The sequence below is a fragment of the Stenotrophomonas sp. 89682_Sma genome, assembly GCF_056481405.1.
In genome coordinates this window covers 3,202,020-3,221,741 of sequence record NZ_CM151147.1, presented here as the reverse complement: position 1 = coordinate 3,221,741, position 19,722 = coordinate 3,202,020, and the positions used below count along the sequence as shown (strand labels likewise).

At 68.1% G+C, this 19,722-nt stretch carries 16 protein-coding genes; 9 read left to right on the top strand and 7 right to left on the bottom strand.

Features of this window, described 5'->3' with window-relative positions; genetic code table 11:
* Positions 1-30 precede the first annotated feature (30 nt).
* Positions 31-1,110, bottom strand: a complete 1,080-nt coding sequence (gene rnd / locus ACZK29_RS14965; protein WP_049429329.1) for a ribonuclease D — start codon at positions 1,108-1,110, stop codon at positions 31-33.
* Between the two features lie 84 nt (positions 1,111-1,194).
* Here rnd and ACZK29_RS14960 point away from each other — a divergent pair, with 84 nt between their 5' ends.
* Positions 1,195-3,087: a formylglycine-generating enzyme family protein gene (locus tag ACZK29_RS14960; RefSeq protein ID WP_164146819.1), complete on the top strand. Its 1,893-nt coding sequence runs from the start codon at positions 1,195-1,197 to the stop codon at positions 3,085-3,087.
* An 89-nt stretch (positions 3,088-3,176) separates the two neighbouring features.
* Complete coding sequence (locus ACZK29_RS14955; protein ID WP_100443791.1) at positions 3,177-4,073, top strand: M48 family metallopeptidase; 897 nt, start codon at positions 3,177-3,179, stop codon at positions 4,071-4,073.
* Positions 4,074-4,624: 551 nt separating this feature from the next.
* Here ACZK29_RS14955 and xseA read toward each other — a convergent pair.
* Positions 4,625-5,956: an exodeoxyribonuclease VII large subunit gene (xseA, locus tag ACZK29_RS14950; protein ID WP_478446207.1), complete on the bottom strand. Its 1,332-nt coding sequence runs from the start codon at positions 5,954-5,956 to the stop codon at positions 4,625-4,627.
* A gap of 44 nt (positions 5,957-6,000) precedes the next feature.
* Complete coding sequence (gene queG, locus ACZK29_RS14945) at positions 6,001-7,071, bottom strand: tRNA epoxyqueuosine(34) reductase QueG (protein ID WP_099497570.1); 1,071 nt, start codon at positions 7,069-7,071, stop codon at positions 6,001-6,003.
* 23 nt (positions 7,072-7,094) lie between these two features.
* On the opposite strand from queG, the gene ACZK29_RS14940 reads away from it, so the two are divergent.
* The 6 genes from ACZK29_RS14940 to ACZK29_RS14915 all read left to right on the top strand — a co-directional run bounded on the left by ACZK29_RS14940 (position 7,095) and on the right by ACZK29_RS14915 (position 14,717).
* On the top strand, positions 7,095-8,579 hold the full coding sequence (locus ACZK29_RS14940; RefSeq protein ID WP_164146663.1) for an NAD(P)H-hydrate dehydratase: 1,485 nt from the start codon (positions 7,095-7,097) through the stop codon (positions 8,577-8,579).
* Positions 8,576-9,058 carry a tRNA (adenosine(37)-N6)-threonylcarbamoyltransferase complex ATPase subunit type 1 TsaE gene (gene tsaE / locus ACZK29_RS14935; RefSeq protein ID WP_099497572.1) on the top strand — a complete coding sequence of 161 codons (483 nt, stop codon included), beginning with the start codon at positions 8,576-8,578 and terminating at the stop codon, positions 9,056-9,058. The genes ACZK29_RS14940 and tsaE overlap by 4 nt, the downstream gene beginning before the upstream one ends.
* 82 nt (positions 9,059-9,140) lie before the next feature.
* On the top strand, positions 9,141-10,697 hold the full coding sequence (locus ACZK29_RS14930) for an N-acetylmuramoyl-L-alanine amidase (RefSeq protein ID WP_164146664.1): 1,557 nt from the start codon (positions 9,141-9,143) through the stop codon (positions 10,695-10,697).
* Positions 10,698-10,913: 216 nt separating this feature from the next.
* The gene (mutL, locus tag ACZK29_RS14925; RefSeq protein WP_478446206.1) at positions 10,914-12,818 is read left to right on the top strand and encodes a DNA mismatch repair endonuclease MutL; all 1,905 of its coding nucleotides are present in this window, start codon (positions 10,914-10,916) and stop codon (positions 12,816-12,818) included.
* Positions 12,819-12,829: 11 nt separating this feature from the next.
* Positions 12,830-13,759, top strand: coding sequence for a DUF1684 domain-containing protein (locus ACZK29_RS14920; protein WP_459047109.1), 930 nt, complete (start codon positions 12,830-12,832; stop codon positions 13,757-13,759).
* Between the two features lies 1 nt (position 13,760).
* Positions 13,761-14,717 carry a TraB/GumN family protein gene (locus ACZK29_RS14915; protein ID WP_106551378.1) on the top strand — a complete coding sequence of 319 codons (957 nt, stop codon included), beginning with the start codon at positions 13,761-13,763 and terminating at the stop codon, positions 14,715-14,717.
* A gap of 73 nt (positions 14,718-14,790) precedes the next feature.
* Here the strand turns inward: ACZK29_RS14915 and phaR are convergent, their stop codons facing one another.
* From phaR to gluQRS, 3 genes are all read right to left on the bottom strand, one after another.
* A complete protein-coding gene (phaR, locus tag ACZK29_RS14910; protein WP_049428593.1) occupies positions 14,791-15,330 on the bottom strand; it encodes a polyhydroxyalkanoate synthesis repressor PhaR in 540 nt (179 codons plus the stop codon).
* A 185-nt stretch (positions 15,331-15,515) separates the two neighbouring features.
* The gene (gene phbB / locus ACZK29_RS14905) at positions 15,516-16,256 is read right to left on the bottom strand and encodes an acetoacetyl-CoA reductase (protein ID WP_111112357.1); all 741 of its coding nucleotides are present in this window, start codon (positions 16,254-16,256) and stop codon (positions 15,516-15,518) included.
* Positions 16,257-16,273: 17 nt separating this feature from the next.
* Entirely contained in the window at positions 16,274-17,194 is a 921-nt protein-coding gene (gene gluQRS, locus ACZK29_RS14900; RefSeq protein ID WP_478446205.1) for a tRNA glutamyl-Q(34) synthetase GluQRS, read from the bottom strand.
* A gap of 93 nt (positions 17,195-17,287) precedes the next feature.
* On the opposite strand from gluQRS, the gene htpX reads away from it, so the two are divergent.
* Positions 17,288-18,154 (top strand): protease HtpX, encoded by an 867-nt coding sequence (gene htpX, locus ACZK29_RS14895; protein WP_478446204.1) that lies wholly within the window; start codon positions 17,288-17,290, stop codon positions 18,152-18,154.
* Between the two features lie 692 nt (positions 18,155-18,846).
* On the opposite strand, the gene ACZK29_RS14890 is transcribed toward htpX, so the two are convergent.
* A complete protein-coding gene (locus ACZK29_RS14890) occupies positions 18,847-19,674 on the bottom strand; it encodes an inositol monophosphatase family protein (protein ID WP_005417749.1) in 828 nt (275 codons plus the stop codon).
* Positions 19,675-19,722: the final 48 nt, after the last annotated feature.

Here is a 19,722-nt window from a genome sequence, read left to right as displayed (position 1 = left end):
CGGCGCCGGTTTGCCCGGCGCCGGTTGATCTCAGTGCGCGGGCAACAGTGCCTGCAGCCGCGACTCCAGTTCCTGCTGGCGCCAGCCGGCCAGTGCGGCCGGCCACTGGCGACGTTCCAGATAGCTTTCCAGATGCTTGCGCGAGGCGAGAATGCCATCCGGCAGCCCCAGCTCACGGCTGCGCTCGGCCACCGCATCCTGCAGCTTCTTCAGGGCCTGCTTGTTGCTGTCGTTGGCCGGCAGCGCCAGCGGCGCGTCGGCTTCATCGGCCAGCGGCGTGGACAGCGCCTGCCAGACAGCGCCGGCCAACTTGCGCGGTGCCTTCGGGAACTGCTCGAACAGCTTGCCCAGCGCAGCCTCGTCGGCCGGTGGCGTGCGCGCGAGGGTGGCGGCCAGTTCGTTGTCCAGGATCCAGCTTCGCGGGCGGTCGCTGTTGCGTGCCTGCACGTCGCGCCAGCGCAGCAGGCGCAGCAGGCGGTGCTGGGCGGCGGCATCAAGGAACTGTGCCGAGCGCATCGCCAGGTGCGGCCAGCGGTCTTCATCGTTGGCGACGCTGGCCAGCAGCCGCTCGCCATCGTCGTGCAGCCACTGCTGGCGGCCGAGCGCCTGCAGCCTGGCATTGATGGCGTCGTGCAGTGCGAACAGATGCTCGACGTCATCGGCGGCGTACTGCAGCTGCGACTCGGACAGCGGGCGGCGCATCCAGTCCGAGCGGGTCTCGCCCTTGGCCAGCGCCACGCCAGTGATCTCCGCCACCAGCTTCTGGTAGCCCATGCCGCCGCCGATGCCGGCCAGCGATGCCCCGATCTGGGTGTCGAACAGCGGTCGCGGCAGGACGCCGCAGGCCCACTTGAAGGCAACCAGGTCTTCGCTGGCGCTGTGCATCACCTTGGTGATGGATTCATCGGCCAGCCACGGCGCCAGCGCCTCGGTCATGCCGGGAATCAGCGGGTCGATCAGCAGGATGTCCTGCCCAACGGCCATCTGCACCAGTGCCAGCTGCGGCCAGAACGTGCGTTCACGGATGAATTCGGTGTCCAGGCCGATGCGGGTCGGGCGCTGCTGGAAGTACGCATCCAGCTCGGCGGGGGTGGTGATCCAGGTTGCCACGGGTCAGGGCCTACTACTCGGGTTTGCTCAGGCAGGGGAGAATAGCCTAACGTCGGTCCGCGTCCGTGCCGAAGGAGGCTCTGCTTGCGTTTTCCGTTGTCGCCCGTGCTGTGCACCGCCCTGGCCGTGGCCCTGGCCGGCTGCACGCCGTCGCCGTCCGTGCCGGCGGACAGGGCCGCCAGCGGAGAGGCGCCCGCGGCCGAGGGGGCCGACACCGGCACCGATGCCAGTCCGCAGGCCGGGCAGGGCAGCGTGACCATCGCCGGTGAAGATGCCGCCGAGGACGTACAGCAGTGGACGCCGCCACGGGTGGACCGCCAGGGCCGCAGCCTGGCCCAGTTGCGCCGCGCCGCCGAGCAGGCGTTCGCCGAAGGGCGGCTCTATGAAGATGCGGACGCTGCCATTCCGCTGTGGCTGGCGGTGCAGGAAGAAGACCCGGATGACCGCCAGGCCCGGCTGGGCCTGCAGCGTGCCCGGCAGCGACTGCAGCAGCTGGCCGATGCCCTGCTGGTGCGGCCGCTGAAGCAGCGCGAGGCACTGGCCGAGGCCAGCCGCCAGGCACTGGTGTTGCTGACCCTGGCGCCGAAGGATGAGAAGGTGCGTGCGCTGCAGGCGCGGGTGGAGCTGGCGCAGCGCGTGGTGGCCTACAACCGCGCCGGCGAGGAGGACCTGCGCTCGGACCGGATCGGTGAGGATGGCGACGGTGCCATCGGCAATTTCCGTGAGGCGCTGGCGCTGGATGAAGACAACAGCCGCGCACGGCAGGGCCTGGCTGCAGCCGAGAGCGGGTTGATCCGCCGGGCCGAGGATGCCGCGCGGGCGCGCGATTTCGCCAGCGCAGGTACCTGGCTGGCCGAAGCCAGCAAAGTGCGCGATTCGTCGCCGACGATTGCCGACGCGTTCGAGCGCATCGAGCAGATCCGCGCCGCCACGCTGCTGCAGCTGCGTGATGACGGCCTGCGCGACCTCGCTACGCCACAGGGCCTGAAACCGGCGCGCGAGAAACTGGCCGAAGCGCTGCGCATCGCCCTGCCGGGTGACGCCGTGGTGGGGCAGTTGCGCGAGCGCATCGACCTGGCCACCCATTACGGCAGCTTCCGCCCGGGACAGGTGTTCAGCGACGCCATGCGCGATGGCGGGCGCGGGCCACAGATGGTGGTGGTGCCCCACGGTGGTTTCCAGATGGGCGCGGGCGATGCCGAGCCGGGCTCGAGTGATGCCGAGCGTCCGTCGCACTACGTGCGCTTTGATCGCGGCTTTGCCATGGCGATCACCGAGATCACCGTCAGCGATTTCGAGCGCTACGTGAAAGCGTCCAATGCGCGTCCACGCGCGACCCGGCGCGGCCATTCGGTGGTCTACGACGAACGCAGCGGCAATTTCATCCGCCGCAGTGGCGTGGACTGGCGCTCGGACTACGACGGTGGCCGCGCGCTGGGCAACTCGCCGGTGATGCACGTCAGTGTGCGTGATGCCGAGAACTATGCGGCGTGGCTGTCCGAGCAGACCGGCCGCAGCTACCGGCTGCCCAGCGAAGCCGAGTTCGAGTACGCGCTGCGCGCTGGCAGCAGTGGCCGCTATCCGTGGGGCGATGCCGGCGTGCCGCCGCCGGGCAGCGGCAACTTCACCGGCAGCAAGGACGTTTCGCCTTCGGGCCGGCACTGGCACAACGCGTTTATCGGGTACGGCGATGGCTGGTGGGGGCCGGCGCCGGTGGCCAGCTTCCAGGCCAATGCCTTCGGGCTGCACGACATGGGCGGCAACCTCAGTGAATGGGTGGCCGACTGCTGGCATGCCAGCTATCGCCGCGCACCGTCCGACGGCGTCGCCTGGTTCAACCCGGGCTGTCGGTCGCGGGTGATCCGCGGTGGCAACTGGGCCAATGCCCCCGAGCAGACCCGTGCGGCCTGGCGGCAGTCCCAGGATTCGGATACCACCAACGCCCGCATCGGCTTCCGCCTGGTGCGCGGCATCTGAGCGGCACCCGGCTTCACCCGCTGCGGGCAGTGGCGCACTAAGATTGCGCCGTGCCCGCCGGCCGGCGGGGCCAGCAGGAAGTCCCCCCGATGCGCAACGATCCCTTCTCCCGCTCGTCGCAAGGCCCGCAGCGGCGTGGCCTGTTCGGCAACATCCGCTGGTGGGTGCTGCTGCTGGCCGCCGGCTATGCGCTGTTCTACTGGTTCTCCAACCGCACGGTCGATCCGTATACCGGCGAGAAGGTGATGATCGACAGCAGCCTGGACGCGCGCCAGGAAACCGCGCTGGGGCTGCAGGCCTACCAGCAGATCCTGTCGCAGGAACGGCCGATGGACCCCAATGCACCGATCGCGCGCGATGTGCGCGACATCGCCCAGCGGTTGATCGCCAAGGTGGACGTGGTGGAGACGGCGCTGGCGCAGGAGCATGGTGTGCAGCCGGCACATTTCGCGCGGGATTTCCAGTGGGAAGTGAACGTGATCCCGTCCGAGCAGGCCAATGCGTTCTGCCTGCCGGGCGGCAAGATGGCGGTCTACACCGGGCTGGTGCCGGTAGCGCGCACCCGCGATGCGATGGCGGTGGTGATGGGCCATGAGATCGCCCACGCGCTGCTGCGCCATGGTGCACAGCGCATGGCCCAGCAGAAGCTGACCCAGATCGGGCAGGTGGCCGGCGCCGCCAGTGGCATGGATGCGCAGCAGCAACAGATGATGATGTCGGCGATGGGCTATGGGTATCTGCTGCCCTATGCGCGCAGCCACGAGACGCAGGCGGACGAAGTGGGGCTGATGCTGGCCGCAGCGGCCTGCTTCGATCCCCGCGAGGCGGTGCCGCTGTGGCAGCGCATGGGCCAGGCCAGTGGCGGCCAGGCGCCGCCGGAGTTCGCCTCCACCCACCCGAACCCGGGAACCCGCATCCAGAACCTGCAGGCGCTGATGCCGAAGGCGCTCGAGTACCGGCAGAAGTTCTGCGAGCAGGCAAAGTAGGGGGTTGGTCGGCAGGGCTTGCAGCCCTGCACCTGCCGAAGCCAGAGCAACAGCAACAGCAACAGCAACAGCCGAAGCAAAAGCTGGCTATCCGTGGGATGGCGGGGTGGGTCCGGTTGCGGGAGACGCCGTAAACCCGTCCATGGGGGCTTGGCCGCGGCATCCATGCCGCGGACACTCCCGCAACCGGATCCACCCCGCCTTCGACAGATGTCCGCGATCTGCCGGAATGGCGCTTGGGGTCAGATCCGTTTTCCGCAGGAAAACGGATCTGACCCCGAATTGATTGGATATCTGGAAGAGATTCATCCACGCATGGCGTGGATCTACCGACCGTCATCGGGACATTGTCGAGGGTGGGGCGGTGTGGCTGTGCAGGACCGTTGGCGCCATGGATGGCGCCATCGAGCCCCCAGGGATGGGTTTACGGCGTGTCCTGCACAGCCACACCACCCCGCCAAGCCATCAGCAATCCAGAGCCGCTTTCGCTGTTGCTTCGGCTGTTGCAGTTGCCTCTGCAGGTGCAGGGCGCAGCCCTGCCGAACAACCCTCTACTTGACCTGCACGTCGATCACGCCGTCGCCGACGCGTGCCTGCAGCGCATCGCCTGGCTGCACCTGGTCGACCTTCCTCACCAGGGTGCCATCGTCGCTGCGGGTGAGGATGCTGTAGCCACGGGCCACGGTGGCCAGCGGGCTGACCGCCTCCAGCGAACGCGCCAGCCCGCGCAGGCGCAGTGCATCGCGTTCCAGCAGGCGTTGCATTGCAGCCTGCGGACGCCCGCGCAGGGCGGCGAGGCGGCGCTGCATCGTGTCGAGCTGGCGCTGCGGATGGTGCCCGCGCAACACCGCCGCTGCATGACGCAGGCGCGCGGCACGGCGTTCCTGCTGCTGGTTGAAGGCCGCATGCAGGCGCCGGCCCAGGTCCAGCTGGCGGCGGCGCAGCAGATCCAGTCGCGCCTGTGGGCTCTGCGCGTTCAGGCGCAGCAGTGCACGGTCGGCACGCTGCATCGCCTGCTGCATCGCGTGCCGTTGCAGCTGCACCATGCGTGCCGCCGTACGGCGCAGGCGCAGTGCCAGTTCGCGCTGGTCCGGCACCAGAAGTTCGGCGGCCACCGACGGTGTCGGCGCGCGCAGGTCGGCGGCGAAGTCGCTCAGGCTGAAGTCGGTTTCATGGCCAACGGCCGAGACGACCGGCGTGTGGCTGGCCGCAATCGCGCGGGCCAGCGCTTCATCGTTGAACGCCCACAGGTCTTCCAGCGAACCGCCACCGCGGGTCAGCAGGATCACGTCGTAGCGGCCACTGGCATCGGCGGCCTGCAGCAGGCGGGTGATCTGCGCGGCGGCCGTGCTGCCCTGTACCAGGGTCGGCAGCAGGTCCACTTCCAGCAGCGGGAAGCGGCGGGCCAGCACGCTCAGCACATCGCGCACGGCGGCGCCGGTGGGCGAGGTGATCACCGCCAGGCGCTGCACGTGGGCCGGCATCGGCCGTTTGCGTGCCGGGTCGAACAGGCCCTCGGCCTCCAGCCGTGCCTTCAGCTCCTCGAACGCGCGGCGCAGTGCGCCTTCGCCGGCTTCCTCCATGTGGTCCAGCACCATCTGGTACTCGCCACGAGCGTCGTACAGGGTCACCTTGCCCCGCACCAGCACGCGCATGCCTTCGCGCGGCACGAACTTCAGGTACTGCGCCTTCATCCGGAACATCGCCGCCCGCAGCTGGGCGCGGGCATCCTTCAGGGTGAAATAGAGGTGCCCGGAGGCGGGGCGCGCCACGCTGCCCAGCTCGGCCTCGACCCAGATCGCCGGGAAGCTGCCTTCCAGCAGGTCACGGGCCAGGGTGTTGAGCTGGCTGGGGGTGAGGATGTCGTCGTTGCGTGGCTGCATGGGAACGGCGTGCGGCAGGTGGAACGGGTGCTCAGGATCGCACGTCAGCGCGGTGCGTGCTGGCCCAGCGCCCACTGCACGTGTTCGCGCACCAGGGGGGAGGGATCGTCGGCACGAGTGTGCAGTGCGGCCAGCGTTTCGGCCGTGGTCGGCGCATTGCCCAGTGCTACGGCGATGTTGCGCAGCCAGCGCTCATGGCCGCTGCGGCGGATCGGGCTGCCTTCGGTGCGGCGCAGGAACTCGGCTTCGTCCCAGGCGAACAGCTGGTCCAGGCGGGCAGTGTCGAGGTTGTTGCGTGCGCGGAAGTCGGCTTCGTCGGTGCGCTTGGCGAACTTGTTCCAGGGGCAGACCAGCTGGCAGTCGTCGCAGCCGTAGATGCGGTTGCCCATCAATGGCCGCATGTCTTCGGGGATGGCGCCGTCGTGCTCGATGGTCAGGTAGGAAATGCAGCGCCGCGCATCCAGACGCTGCGGGCCGGTGATGGCCTGGGTCGGGCAGACATCGATGCAGCGCGTGCAGGTGCCGCAGTGTGCCGTGGCTGGCGTATCGATCGGCAGCGGGATATCGATGTAGATCTCGCCGATGAAGAACCACGAACCGCCGTGGCGATCGATCAGGCAGGTGTGCTTGCCGATCCAGCCCAGCCCGGCGTTGCGCGCCAGTGCGCGTTCCAGCACGGGGGCTGAATCGACGAACACGCGGTAACCCAGGGGCGCCACTTCGTCGTTGATCTGCGTGGCCAGCTTCTGCAGCCGGTTGCGCATCAGCTTGTGGTAGTCGCGGCCCAGCGCGTAGCGCGCCACGTAGGCGCGGCCGGGATCGGCCAGGGTGGCCCAGGCTTCGGTGTCGTCCTTGTGGCTGTAGTCCATGCCTACCGAGATCACCCGCACCGTGCCGGGCAGCAGCTCGGCGGGACGCGCGCGCAGGGTGCCGTGGCGCGCCATCCAGTCCATCGTGCCGTACAGGCCCTGGCCCAGCCAGTCGGCCAGGTGCGCCTCATCCTCGCCCAGCTCGATGCCGGCGATACCGCAGCGCTGGAAGCCATGCGCACGCGCCAGTTCGCGGATGCGCTGCACGGCCTGGGCCGGATCGACAGGGGTGGGGGCGGGGGACATGTGCACCAGTATAAAATCCCTGCATGGCCAACCTTGCCGATCTGTTCGATTCCGTCGCTGCGCGTGCGCTTGATGCGCAGGCCTCGGCACTGGCTGCCGATGGCGGCTGGGGCCTGATGGCGCAGGCCGGCCAGGCCGCCTGGCAGTGCCTGCTGCAGCACTGGCCGCAGGCGCGGCGGATCGGCGTGGTGGTCGGAGCGGGCAACAACGGCGGCGACGGCCTGGTGCTGGCCCGCCATGCACGGCAGGCGGGGCGCGCGGTGACGGTGATCGCCTTGCCGGGCAAGCCACCTTCAACCGTGCTGGCACAGCGTGCAGCATCGGATTTCAAGTCCGACGGTGGCATTGTCATGGAATTCGATGGGGCCCTGCCCGAGGCGGATATCTGGGTCGATGCCCTGTTCGGGCTGGGCTTCGACCGCGCGCCCGAAGGCGCGGCGCAGGCGCTGATCGCCGCCGTCAATGCGCAGGCAGCACCGGTGCTGGCGCTGGACGTCCCCAGTGGCGTGGATGCCGACCGCGGCGCGGTGCCGGGTGTGGCGGTGAACGCCGCACTGACCCTGCAGTTCATCGTGGCGCATCGCGGCCTGTATACCGGGGATGCGCTGGATCATTGCGGGCAGAAGGCGCTGGCACCGCTGCAGCTGCCAGCGGCTGCATGGCAGGGCGCATCGCCCGCCGCGGAGCACTGGACACAGGCGCGTTTGCCGGCGCTGCTGCCACCACGCCGCGCCAATACCCACAAGGGCGAATCCGGGCACGTGCTGTGCGTCGGCGGCAACCATGGCAGCGGCGGGGCCATCGCAATGGCAGCCGAAGCGGCACTGCGTGCCGGTGCGGGGTTGTTGAGCCTGGGCACCCGGCGCGATCACGTCGGCCCGTTGCTGGCTCGGCTGCCCGAGGCCATGACCCATGCGCTTGAAGATGGCGATGTGCTGCCGGCGCTGCTGGACAAGGCCAGGGTGGTGGCGATCGGCCCCGGCCTGGGCCAGGACGAATGGGCGCACGCACTGTTTGCGCGGGTGCTGGCCGGCGACAAACCGCTGGTGGTTGATGCCGATGCACTGAATCTGCTGGCGCAGGATCCGCGCGCGCTACCGGACGCCATCCTTACGCCACACCCGGGCGAGGCCGCGCGCCTGCTCGGCTGCAGTACCGCTGACATCCAGGCCGATCGCTACCGCTCTGCGCAGGCGTTGGCCGAACGCTTCCACGCCGTGGTGGTGCTGAAGGGCGCGGGCAGCATCGTGACGGCGCCCGGGCAGGCGCCACGGCTGATCGCTGCAGGCAATCCCGGCATGGCCGTGGGAGGCATGGGCGACCTGCTCACCGGCATCATTGCCAGCCTGCGCGCGCAGGGGCTGGCCGCCTTCGACGCTGCCGCCGCTGGTGCACTGCTGCATGCGCTCGCTGGCGACGCTGCGGCCGCCGACGGCGCACGCGGCCTGCTTCCCACTGATCTGCTGGTGCCGCTGCGGCGACTGGCCAACCCGGAACGCTCTTCATGACTGATTTCTTCCTTGCCGACAGCGACGCAACCGAACTGCTCGGGCAGTGGCTGGCGGCGACCCGGCCGCCGCAGGCGCTGATCGAACTGCGCGGCGATCTTGGTGCCGGCAAGTCAACCACGGCCCGTGCACTGCTGCGCGCGCTGGGTGTGCAGGGTGCCATCCGCAGCCCGACCTATACCCTGGTCGAGCGCTATCCGCTGGCCAGTGGCGGCGAGGCCTGGCACCTGGACCTGTATCGCATCGGCCAGGCCGGCGAGCTGGATTTCCTTGGCCTGGATGAGGGCAGCGCGGTGTTGTGGCTGGTTGAATGGCCCGAGCGGGGCGCCGGCGCGTTGCCACCGACCGACCTGGTGGTAGCGCTGGAAATCGAGGGTCAGGGACGCCGCGTGCGTCTCACTGGGGCCAGCGACGTAGGGAATGAATGGCTGAAACGGCTCCCTCAAGGGGGCGACTTGCAGGCCATTTCTGTCGGCTGACGAGAACAAACACCGGCAGGTTACGGATTATTAAGGAAAAAGGTGTTGCATTCCGTTCAGCGCGGTGATTGAATCCTGAGCCATGCGCCCGGGGAACCGTCTCATCGCCATCTGTGCCGCCGTCGGACTGGGTCTGGCGAGCGTCAGTGCGTGGGCCGGTGAAGTCCGACAGGTCCTGCTGAATACGGGCGCCACCGGCACCCGTGCCGAGATCTCGCTGGTCGGCAGTGGTGGTTACAAGACCTTGTCGCTGGCTGGGCCGAACCGCCTGGTGGTCGATTTCCCGGACTCCAGCGCCATACGCAACCTGAAGATGCCGGCCGCGCAGGGCGTGGTTACGGCTGTGCGTACTGGACAGCCGGTGCCGGGGACCTTCCGTGTCGTTTTCGACCTCGCTGAATCGGTGGCGCCGTTCCGCCCGCAGATGCAGCGCGAGGGCAATGAATCCAAGCTGGTGATCGAATGGCCGGGCGATGGCCCGGCCGTGGCCGCCAGCCGTCCTGCAGTGACGCCGGCGGTGCAGCCGCAGGCACCGGTGGCCACGCCCGCGCCGACCCCGGCCGAAAGCGCGCAGTCGCGTACCGATGCCGCGCGTGCGACCGCGCTGCTGACCGCGCAGGTGCGGCAGCAGGCCAGTGCCACCGCCGCCGCACCGGCCACGCCGACCCCGGCGCCGTCCACCGCACCGGCCCAGGTTGCGGCTGCCGGTACCGTGGCCAGCAGCTCGCCTTCTTCCTCGCCGGCCGCGATCCTCGCCGGCCAGCGCACCGCCGCCGTGGTGACCACGCCGCCGGCGACCGTACCGGCACCGACGCCGGTGGAACCGCCGCGTCCGGCCATGCCCAGTGATGCCTCGCGCATCCGCATGCAGGCCGGCATGCGTCATCTGGTGGTCGCCATCGATCCCGGCCACGGTGGCCAGGATCCGGGCGCGATCGGCCCGACCGGCAAGCGCGAAAAGGATGTCACCCTCGCGGTGGCCCGTGAGCTTGCCCGCCAGGTCAACGCCACGCCGGGCCTGAAGGCGTACCTGACCCGCGACAGCGACGTGTTCATCCCGCTGCCGATGCGCGCGCAGAAGGCGCGTGCGAACAAGGCCGACATCTTCATTTCGATCCACGCCGATGCCGCTGAAAACCGTTCGGCCACCGGCTCGTCGGTCTATGTACTGTCGACCAAGGGTGCTTCTTCGCAGCGCGCCCGTTGGCTGGCAGACAAGGAAAACGCGGCCGATCTGGTGGGTGGCGTACGCCTGCAGCAGACCGAGGGCACGCTCGCCAACGTGCTGCTGGACCTGGCCCAGAGCGGTTACATGAAGGCGTCTGAAGATGCCGCCGGCCACGTGCTGGGCGGCCTGAAGCGGATCGGCAACAACCACAAGCCGAACATCGAACGCGCCAACTTCGCCGTGCTGCGCACCTCGGACATGCCGGCGATGCTGGTGGAAACCGCGTTCATCTCCAACCCGGACGAAGAGCGCCGCCTGATCGACCCGGCCTACCAGCGCAAGATCGCCGGTGCCGTGCTCGATGGTGTGCACACCTTCTTCAGCCGCCAGCCACCGCCGGGCACGCTGTACGCGGCCCGCGCCCAGGCCGAGATCGACGCTGCCGGCACCATGGCCGGCGGCAGCAAATAACCCGCTTCCCGCAGGGCGCGGTAGAGTCGACTGTTAGTCGATTACGCGCGCAGCGCGGTGTTTTCGGTGCCCGGTGAGGAGCAGTCGACTGACAGTCGACTCTACCGCGCAGCGCGGGGGGGCGGTGCCCGGCGAAGGGCAGTCGACTGACAGTCGACTCTACACGGGGCGGCTCCGCTATCATCGACCCATGAAGTCTGCTGCCCATCCTCTCCCATGAGTGCGCCCGGCCCGCGTCCGATCCGGCCGTTGCCGGAAATCCTGATCAACCAGATCGCCGCCGGCGAAGTGGTCGAACGTCCTGCATCAGTGGTCAAGGAACTGGTCGAGAACGCGATCGATGCCGGCGCCAGCCGTGTCGACATCGACCTGGAAGTGGGCGGTGTCCGCCTGATCCGCATCCGCGACAACGGTAGTGGCATCGCACCGGAACAGCTGCCACTGGCGGTATCGCGGCATGCCACCAGCAAGATCGCCGACCTCGACGACCTCGAATCGGTGGCCACGCTCGGTTTCCGTGGCGAAGCACTGCCCTCGATCGCCTCGGTCAGCCGCTTCACCCTGTCCTCGCGTCGCGCACATGACGAGCACGGTTCGGCGCTGCAGATCGAAGGCGGCAAGATCGGCGACGTCACGCCACGTGCGCATGCACCGGGTACCACGGTGGAAGTGCGCGAGCTGTTCTACAACGTACCTGCGCGACGCAAGTTCCTGCGCGCCGAGCGTACCGAACTGGGCCATATCGAAGAATGGTTGCGTTCGCTGGCGCTGGCGCGACCGGATGTCGAGCTGCGCGTGTCGCACAACGGCAAGGCCTCGCGCCGCTACAAGCCAGGCGACCTGTATTCCGATGCGCGGCTGGCCGAAACGCTGGGCGAGGACTTCGCCAACCAGGCCGTGCGCGTGGACCACAGCGGCGCGGGCCTGCGCCTGCATGGCTGGATCGCGCAGCCGCATTACTCGCGGGCCAGCGCTGATCAGCAGTACCTGTACGTCAACGGCCGTTCGGTGCGCGATCGAAGTGTCGCCCATGCGGTGAAGATGGCGTACGGCGATGTGCTGTACCACGGCCGGCAGCCGGCCTATGTGCTTTTTCTGGAGCTGGACCCGACCCGCGTCGATGTCAACGTGCACCCGGCCAAGCATGAAGTGCGCTTCCGTGATTCGCGGCTGGTGCACGACTTCGTCTACCGCACACTGAAGGACGCGCTGGCTGATACCCGTGCCGGCATGTCGGTGCAGGAGATCGGTGCGGGTCCGGTGCATCCGGTGGACACCGCTGCTGCATCGATGGCATCGAGCGCGGGCGCGTCGGGTTTCGGGCTGGTGCGTGGGCCTGCGCCGGGTGCCGGATCAGGCGGCGGTGGTGGTGGTTTTTCCGGCTGGCGCCCGCAGCAGCCCCTTGGGCTGCAGGTGGCTGATGCGCCGGCGGCCTACGCCGCGCTGTATGCCACGCCGGCCGGTGCCGAACGCGGGGCGGCGCTGCCGCCGATGCCCACCGAGAACGGACTGCCGGTCACCAGTGCCGATGCCGGTGTGCCGCCGCTGGGCTATGCGATCGCGCAGCTGCATGGCATCTACATCCTGGCCGAGAACGCAGAAGGCCTGATCGTGGTCGACATGCATGCCGCGCACGAGCGCATCGGCTACGAGCGCCTGAAGAACGCGCACGACGGTATCGGCCTGCAGTCGCAGCCGCTGCTGGTGCCGATCACGCTGGCAGTGGGCGAGCGCGAGGCCGACACTGCCGAAAGTGAAGCCGAAACGTTGGCGGCGCTCGGTTTCGAGGTGACCCGTGCCGGTCCCGGATCGCTGCACGTGCGCAGCATTCCAGCGCTGTTGGCGCATGCCGAGCCTGAGGGGCTGCTGCGCGACGTGCTGACCGACCTGCGCGAGCATGGCCAGAGCCGCCGCGTGGCCAGCGCACGTGACGAACTGCTGTCGACCATGGCCTGCCACGGTGCGGTGCGTGCCAACCGGCGCCTGACCGTGCCGGAAATGAACGCGCTGCTGCGCGACATGGAAATCACCGAGCGGTCCGGCCAGTGCAACCACGGCCGGCCGACCTGGGCCCGTTTTTCGCTGGCGGAAATCGACCGCTGGTTCCTGCGCGGACGTTGAGGGGAGCATCGATGCGTTATCGGGGAATGGGCGGCCTGCTGGCCGCCTTGCTGTTGGCCGCGTGCAGCCCGGCGACACCGCCGGCGCCGAAGGTCGCTGAAGATCCGGCCTATGCGGCCGCGCAGCAGCAATGGCGGGTGGCCCGTTACCAGGACCTGACCCGGCCCGATGGCTGGACGGCCCTGGTCGGCCTGCACTGGCTGCAGAACAAATCACACTTCGTCGGCAGTGGTGCCACCAATGGCATCCGCCTGACGGTCGGCCCGGACAAGCTGGGCCTGCTGCGTCGCGAGGGCAGCCAGTGGTGGTTCACGCCCGAAGCCGGTGTGGATGTCAGCCATGATGGCCAGCCGGTGCGCGGCCGTATCCGCATCGACACCGACAAGGATCCGCAGCCAACCCTGTTGGCCTTCGACGGTGGCAAGGGCCAGCTCAGCATCATCCGGCGCGGGCCGCGCGATGCGCTGCGGGTCAAGCATGCCGATGCGCCGGCGCGCCGTGATTTCGCCGGGCTGGAGTACTGGCCGGGTGGCCCGGACTGGCAGGTGCAGGCACGTTTCATCCCGCATCCGGCGGGCAAGACCCTGCCCATTGTCGACATCACCGGCCTGACCACCGAGATGCCCAATGCGGGCGCGGTCGAATTCGAACGCGACGGCCGTACATGGCGGCTGGAGGCGATCGGAGCCACCGGGCAGCCGCTGTTCCTGATCTTTGCCGACCGCACCAGTGGCCGCGGCAGTTATCCGGCCGGGCGTTATCTGGATACCGATGCGCCCGCTGCCGACGGCACGGTACGCATCGATTTCAACCATGCCTACAACCCGCCGTGCGCATTCACCGCCTATGCCACGTGCCCGCTGGCGCCGCCGGAAAACCGGCTGGACCTGCGCATGGAAGCGGGCGAGAAGGCCTACCACCTGTCTGAAGGAGAAGGCTGAGATGCCGTTGAAGCGACTGTTCCGTGCAACGCTGCTGATGGCAGCGTTTGCAATCGCACCGCTGGCACCGGCGCGCAATGCACCGGCCGCCGACGCCGCTGCCGCGGCGGCCGCCAAGCCGCCGGTGCCACTGCTGTGGAAGGTGACCGGCCCGGGTGATTCACGCGTATACCTGCTTGGATCATTCCACCTGTTGAAGCCGCAGGACTACCCGCTGTCGCCCGATGTCGAGCAGGCCTTCGAGGCTTCGCAGCGGGTCGTGTTCGAACTATCGCCGGAGGACATGCAGTCGCCGCAGCTGGCCAGCCGCATGGTGCAGGCTGCAGTGCGCACCGATGGCAGCGAGCTCAAGCGCGATCTTGACGCGGCCACCTGGCAGAAGCTGCAGGCGTTTGCATCCGGGAACAAGCTTCCGCTGGCACAGATGCAGGGCATGAAGCCCTGGTTCGTCGGCCTGAGCATTTCGGTCGGGCAGATGCAGAAGATGGGCCTGGACCCGGCGCTGGGCCTGGACCGTCATTTTATGGAGCGCGCGCAGAAGACCGGCCGCAAGACCGCGGGGTTGGAAGACATCGATACCCAGATCGGCATGCTCGACGGCATGACCGTGCAGGAGCAGCGGCAGATGCTGTCCGAGGCGCTGGACCAGGCAGGCAAGGGCGATGAGCAGGCACGCCAGCTGCACGACGCATGGCGGCGCGGCGATGAGCGCGTGTTGTGGACGAAGATGGCCGCGGAAATGCGCCAGCAGTACCCGCAGCTTTACCAGCGCATCAACACCGGGCGCAACGATGCGTGGGTACCGAAGCTGCTGCCGTACCTGCAGGCCGGGCAGGGTGGCACGCTGGTGGTGGTCGGCACGCTGCACCTGCTGGGCAGTGACGGCGTGGTCGAGAAGCTGAAGGCGAAGGGCTACAAGGTCGAACGCGTATGCACGGGGTGCAAAGCGAAACGTTGATGCTCCGCCGGGGGCACAAAACAAAACGGCGCGCCATCGGGCGCGCCGTTTTCGTATCCGACGGTACAGCGGCTCAGCGGCGGGTCTTGCCGCCGGTGCCAGTACCGGTGCCGGGTTCGTTGGGCTTGTTGCCGGTACCTGTGCCGGTACCCGTGCCACCCGGCCGCGGACCACCGAAACCGGTGCCCATGCTGCGCTGGAATTCCTGCCACAGCTCCAGGTTGCGCTCGGTCAGCTGGTTCATCATCGCCCACGGGGTCTGGCCCAGCAGGTTGCCCATCTGCTGACGGAACTGCTGCTGCTGGTCGAGGAAGACCTGCATGCTGCGCTCCAGGTAGTTGCCCATGAAGCCCTGCAGGGAGTCGCCATAGAAGCGGATCAGCTGGCTCAGCAGCTGGGTGGACAGCATCGGTTCGCCGTCCTGTTCCTGGTCGGCGATGATCTGCAGCAGGACCGAACGGGTGAGGTCGTCGCCGCTCTTGGCGTCACGGACTTCGAAGTCTTCACCGTCCAGGATCAGCTGGCGCACGTCCTCGATGGTGATGTAGCTGGAGATCTCGGTGTCGTAGAGACGGCGGTTCGGATACTTCTTGATGATGCGGGTCGCAGCCATTGAAGCGGTCACTCGTCACAGTAGATGCGCAGCATGGCGCAGTGCAGCAGTCGTTGCAACCGCCTCAGCCCCCGCCAGGCTTGGCTTTCACAGGGGATCATGTTGCGCAACAAGGGTTTGCGTGCTGCGCAGCATGACCATCGGCAGGGGCGGTGGGTGTGCGTCGCTGCGGCCGCCGGCGTGGCTTACCAGCCCATATGGTGGCCGCCATTGATGTCCAGGTTGCTGCCGGTGATCCACGAGGCTTCCTCCGCCACCAGGAAGGACACGCCGTAGGCGATTTCCTCCGGCTTGCCGAGGCGCCCGGTGGGAATGTCGGCGACGATCTTGGCGCGCACTTCTTCCGGCACCGCCATCACCATGTCGGTGGCCACGTAGCCGGGCGAAATGGTGTTGACGGTAATGCCGAAGCCGGCGTTCTCGCGGGCCAGCGAGATGGTGAAACCATGCATGCCGGCCTTGGCGGCCGCGTAGTTGGCCTGGCCGTACTGGCCCTTCAGGCCGTTGATCGAGCTGATCTGGATGACCCGGCCCCAGCCCCGCCGGCGCATGCCCTCGATGACCGGGCGGGTGACGTTGAACACCGAATTGAGGTTGGTGTTGATCACATCGTGCCACTGGTCCGCGCGCATGCGATGGAAGGTGGTGTCGCGGGTGATGCCGGCATTGTTGACCAGGATCTCGACCGGGCCCAGTTCGGCCTCGACTGCACGCACCAGTGCTTCGGCACTGTCCGGATCGGAGACATCACCCGGGAACATCGACACGCTGTAACCGCGTTCGGCCATCGCCTGCTGCCAGGCGCGGGCTTTGGCCTCGTCGCGGTAATTGGTGGCGACCCGGTGGCCCTGGTCGGCTAGGCGCTGGCAGATGGCGGTGCCGATGCCGCCGGTTCCGCCGGTGACCAGTGCGACGCGAGATGTCATGGAATGCTGTCCGGAAATCAGGTGGGGGAGGGGTGATTCTGCAACATCGGCGCGGAAAGTGCGCCGGGTGGCAGCAGGATGTCGGTACGAGGCAGCCGCGCTGGGTCGAAGGCCTGCCGGGCGGCCGCCAGCAGCGTGTCCAGATCGTGCTTGTTTTCCAGTGCGGCAGGCGCCTGGCCCAGCAGCTGCCAAAGCTGGCGCAGCACCGGCAGCGGGCGCGAACTGTCCACCGGCAGTGCGGCCAGCGACTTGGAAAGCTTGTGGCCCGGCGCATCCAGCAGCAGCGGCAGGTGCCAGTAGTGTGGCACGGCCAGCCCCAATGCCTGTTGCAGCAGGATCTGCCGCGCGGTGGAGTCGAGCAGGTCGGCACCGCGCACCACTTCGGTCACGCCCTGCGCGGCGTCATCGATCGCAACTGCCAGCTGGTAGGCCCAGCAGCCATCCGCACGGCGCAGCACGAAGTCGCCGACCTCGGCGTGCACATCCTGCTGCTGCGGTCCACGCAGGCCATCGGTGAAGCGCACGATGCTGCCGCGTGGGACACGGAAGCGGACGGCGGGGTCCGGCCGAGGTTGCCGGGCGACGCAACGATGGTGGATGCCAGCGCTGGCCGCCAGGTCGCTGCGGCTGCAGTGGCAGACGAAGGCCTGGTCGCTGGCCAGCAGCACGTCCAGTGCAGCCTGGTAGGCCTCCCCGCGCGCGCTCTGCCAGACGATCGCACCATCGTGGGCAAGCCCGAACGCAGCCAGCGCCTGTAGTTGTGACTCGGCGGCGCCGGGCACGGTGCGCGGTGGGTCGACGTCTTCGATGCGCAGCCGCCACAGGCCGCCATGATGGCGCGCGAGCAGCCAGCTGCCGAAGGCGGCGAGCAGGGATCCGGGGTGGAGCAGGCCGGTCGGCGAGGGCGCGAAGCGGCCGCAGGGAATGGGGGAGGTCATGCTGGCTGAATCGTCGGTCAGGTTGGCGCTTGAATTCAAGCTGACCACACCGCAAATTTACCGGTATCGACCCCTTCCGAGCCGGATTTTCCCATGTTTACCCGCATTGCCCTGTTCCTGGCGACCAACTTCGCGGTCCTGATCCTCGCCAGCATCGTGATGTCGTTGCTGGGGGTCAGTTCGAACCAGATGAGTGGCCTGCTGGTCATGGCCGCGATCTTTGGTTTTGGTGGCTCCCTGATCTCGCTGCTGCTGTCCAAGTGGATGGCCAAGCGCTCCACCGGTGCGGTGGTGATCACCGAGCCGCGCAACCAGACCGAACGCTGGCTGCTGGCCACGGTCGAGCGCCAGGCCAAGGCGGCCGGCATCGGCATGCCCGAAGTGGCTGTGTACGAGGGCCCGGAGATCAATGCCTTCGCCACCGGCGCCAACCGCAACAACGCGCTGGTCGCGGTGTCCACCGGCCTGCTGCACAACATGAGCGAGGACGAGGCCGAAGCGGTGCTGGGCCACGAGATCGCCCACGTCGCCAACGGTGACATGATCACCATGGCGCTGCTGCAGGGCGTGCTGAACACCTTCGTGATCGTGCTGGCCCGCGTGGTCGGCGGCATCATCGACAGCGCGCTGTCGGGCAACCGCGAAGGCGGCGGCCGCGGCTTCGCCTACTACATCATCGTGTTCGTGCTGGAGATGGTGTTCGGCCTGTTCGCCACCATAATCTCGATGTGGTTCTCGCGCCACCGCGAGTTCCGCGCCGATGCGGGTGGTGCCTCGCTGGCTGGCCGCCAGAAGATGATCGCCGCGCTGGAGCGCCTGCAGCTCAACCACGGCCAGAGCACGCTGCCGACGCAGATCGCTGCATTCGGTATTGCTGGTTCGACCGCGAAGAAGCTGTTCATGAGCCACCCGCCGCTGGAAGAGCGCATCGCCGCGCTGCGGGCGTCGACGGTGGCGTAAGTCTTCGCTCCTTGTTAGTGCAGGAACGCCTGGCCCCGCGCCGGGCGTTTTTGTATGTGCGCGCACGCATTGGTGGCGCCGGGTACGACCCGGCGAGAGTCGTTTCCGCGACCGCGGAGGGGTGTCACTTTCTTTGCGCGCAAAGAAAGTAACCAAAGAAACGCTCCGCCGGCCGCGAGCCGTCGCTACGCGCCGGTACCCTGCGCTTCTCGGTGAATCAGGGGACGGCGCCGAACTCGCTGCGCTCAGACACCGGCGCCTCTCCGCCCCTGATTCCCCTGCGATGCTCGGCTCGCTCAAGGCGGACTGGAAGTCAAGTTCAACGGCAAAAGCATCCACGCGTGGCGTGGATCTACTGGGTGCAGCTGTGGCATTTGACCTTGGGACCCGCCTTGAGCGAGCCGAGCACCGCAGGTCCGGCGAGGGCGAAGAGGTGCGGGTGTCTGAGCGTAGCGAGTTCCCGCACCGTCCCTCGGCGGGCCGAGGAGCGCAGGGTACCGATGCGCAGCATCGGCTCGCGCCCTGGCGGCGTGTTTCTTTGGTTACTTTCTTTGCACGAGCAAAGAAAGTGACACCCCTCCGTGGTCGCGGAAATGATCCCCAGGCATCGCCTGGCGCGCCAATGCGTCGGCGCACAAACGAAAACGGCACCCTCGCAGGTGCCGTCTCCATCAACCGCCTTACGCGGAACCTCAGAACTTCGCGTCGAACTCCGCCGCGTAACCGGTGTTGACCAGCACCTTCTGCAGCGACTCGGCCACCTTCAGGTTGCCGGCCACGATCTGGTGGGTCTCCGGGCCGCGGTTGTCCATGCGGCCCAGGGTCGCGCCCTTGAAGTCGCAGACCTTGCCGCCCGCTTCGCGGACCAGCAGCAGGCCGGCGGCGATGTCCCACGCCTTCACACCGGCCTCGAAGTAGGCGTCGGCACGGCCGCAGGCCACGTAGGCCAGGTCCAGCGCGGCCGAACCGGTGCGGCGGATGTCCTCGCCGTGCACCAGCAGGGCGTCGACCGCCTTCAGCTGGGCACTGGCGCGGCTGCGCTCGCGCGGGGCGAAGCCGGTGTGGATCATGGTGCCTTCCAGGTCCTTGCGGTCGGCCACGCGGATGCGGCGGTCGTTCAGCACGGCACCGGCACCGCGGCTGGCGGTGAACAGCTCATTGCGCAGCGGGTCGAAGATGACCGCGTCGGTCGGCTCGCCGTTCTCGACCAGGGCGATCGACACGCAGTAGTGCGGCACGCCGCGCAGGTAGTTGCTGGTGCCATCCAGCGGGTCGATGACCCACATCTGGCGGCGCTCGCCCTGCACGCCACCTTCTTCACCGAAGATGCCGTAGTCCGGGTAGGCGCGCTTGAGTTCCTTGACGATGACCTTTTCCGCGTCCGCATCCACTTCGCTGGCGTAGTCCATCCGGCCCTTCTGCACCACGTTCAGTGCCTCGAGCTTGTTGATGTTGCGCAACAGGACGTTGCCGGCGAGGCGGGCGGCCTTGACCATGACGGTGACGGCGGGTTTCTGCATGGCGTGGGCTCCCGGAAAGGCAGAAGAGATGGACTGGCGGGGGAAAAG

What these genes read in the sequence shown, in the direction of transcription:
- phbB (WP_111112357.1), bottom strand. Translation starts at nt 16,256, where the DNA reads ATGACATCTCGCGTCGCACTGGTCACCGGCGGAACCGGCGGCATCGGC.
- phaR (WP_049428593.1), bottom strand. Translation starts at nt 15,330, where the DNA reads ATGGCTGCGACCCGCATCATCAAGAAGTATCCGAACCGCCGTCTCTAC.
- ACZK29_RS14930 (WP_164146664.1), top strand. Translation starts at nt 9,141, where the DNA reads ATGCGCCCGGGGAACCGTCTCATCGCCATCTGTGCCGCCGTCGGACTG.
- queG (WP_099497570.1), bottom strand. Translation starts at nt 7,071, where the DNA reads ATGTCCCCCGCCCCCACCCCTGTCGATCCGGCCCAGGCCGTGCAGCGC.
- ACZK29_RS14920 (WP_459047109.1), top strand. Translation starts at nt 12,830, where the DNA reads ATGCGTTATCGGGGAATGGGCGGCCTGCTGGCCGCCTTGCTGTTGGCC.
- tsaE (WP_099497572.1), top strand. Translation starts at nt 8,576, where the DNA reads ATGACTGATTTCTTCCTTGCCGACAGCGACGCAACCGAACTGCTCGGG.
- ACZK29_RS14915 (WP_106551378.1), top strand. Translation starts at nt 13,761, where the DNA reads ATGCCGTTGAAGCGACTGTTCCGTGCAACGCTGCTGATGGCAGCGTTT.
- gluQRS (WP_478446205.1), bottom strand. Translation starts at nt 17,194, where the DNA reads ATGACCTCCCCCATTCCCTGCGGCCGCTTCGCGCCCTCGCCGACCGGC.
- htpX (WP_478446204.1), top strand. Translation starts at nt 17,288, where the DNA reads ATGTTTACCCGCATTGCCCTGTTCCTGGCGACCAACTTCGCGGTCCTG.
- ACZK29_RS14940 (WP_164146663.1), top strand. Translation starts at nt 7,095, where the DNA reads ATGGCCAACCTTGCCGATCTGTTCGATTCCGTCGCTGCGCGTGCGCTT.
- xseA (WP_478446207.1), bottom strand. Translation starts at nt 5,956, where the DNA reads ATGCAGCCACGCAACGACGACATCCTCACCCCCAGCCAGCTCAACACC.
- mutL (WP_478446206.1), top strand. Translation starts at nt 10,914, where the DNA reads ATGAGTGCGCCCGGCCCGCGTCCGATCCGGCCGTTGCCGGAAATCCTG.
- ACZK29_RS14955 (WP_100443791.1), top strand. Translation starts at nt 3,177, where the DNA reads ATGCGCAACGATCCCTTCTCCCGCTCGTCGCAAGGCCCGCAGCGGCGT.
- ACZK29_RS14890 (WP_005417749.1), bottom strand. Translation starts at nt 19,674, where the DNA reads ATGCAGAAACCCGCCGTCACCGTCATGGTCAAGGCCGCCCGCCTCGCC.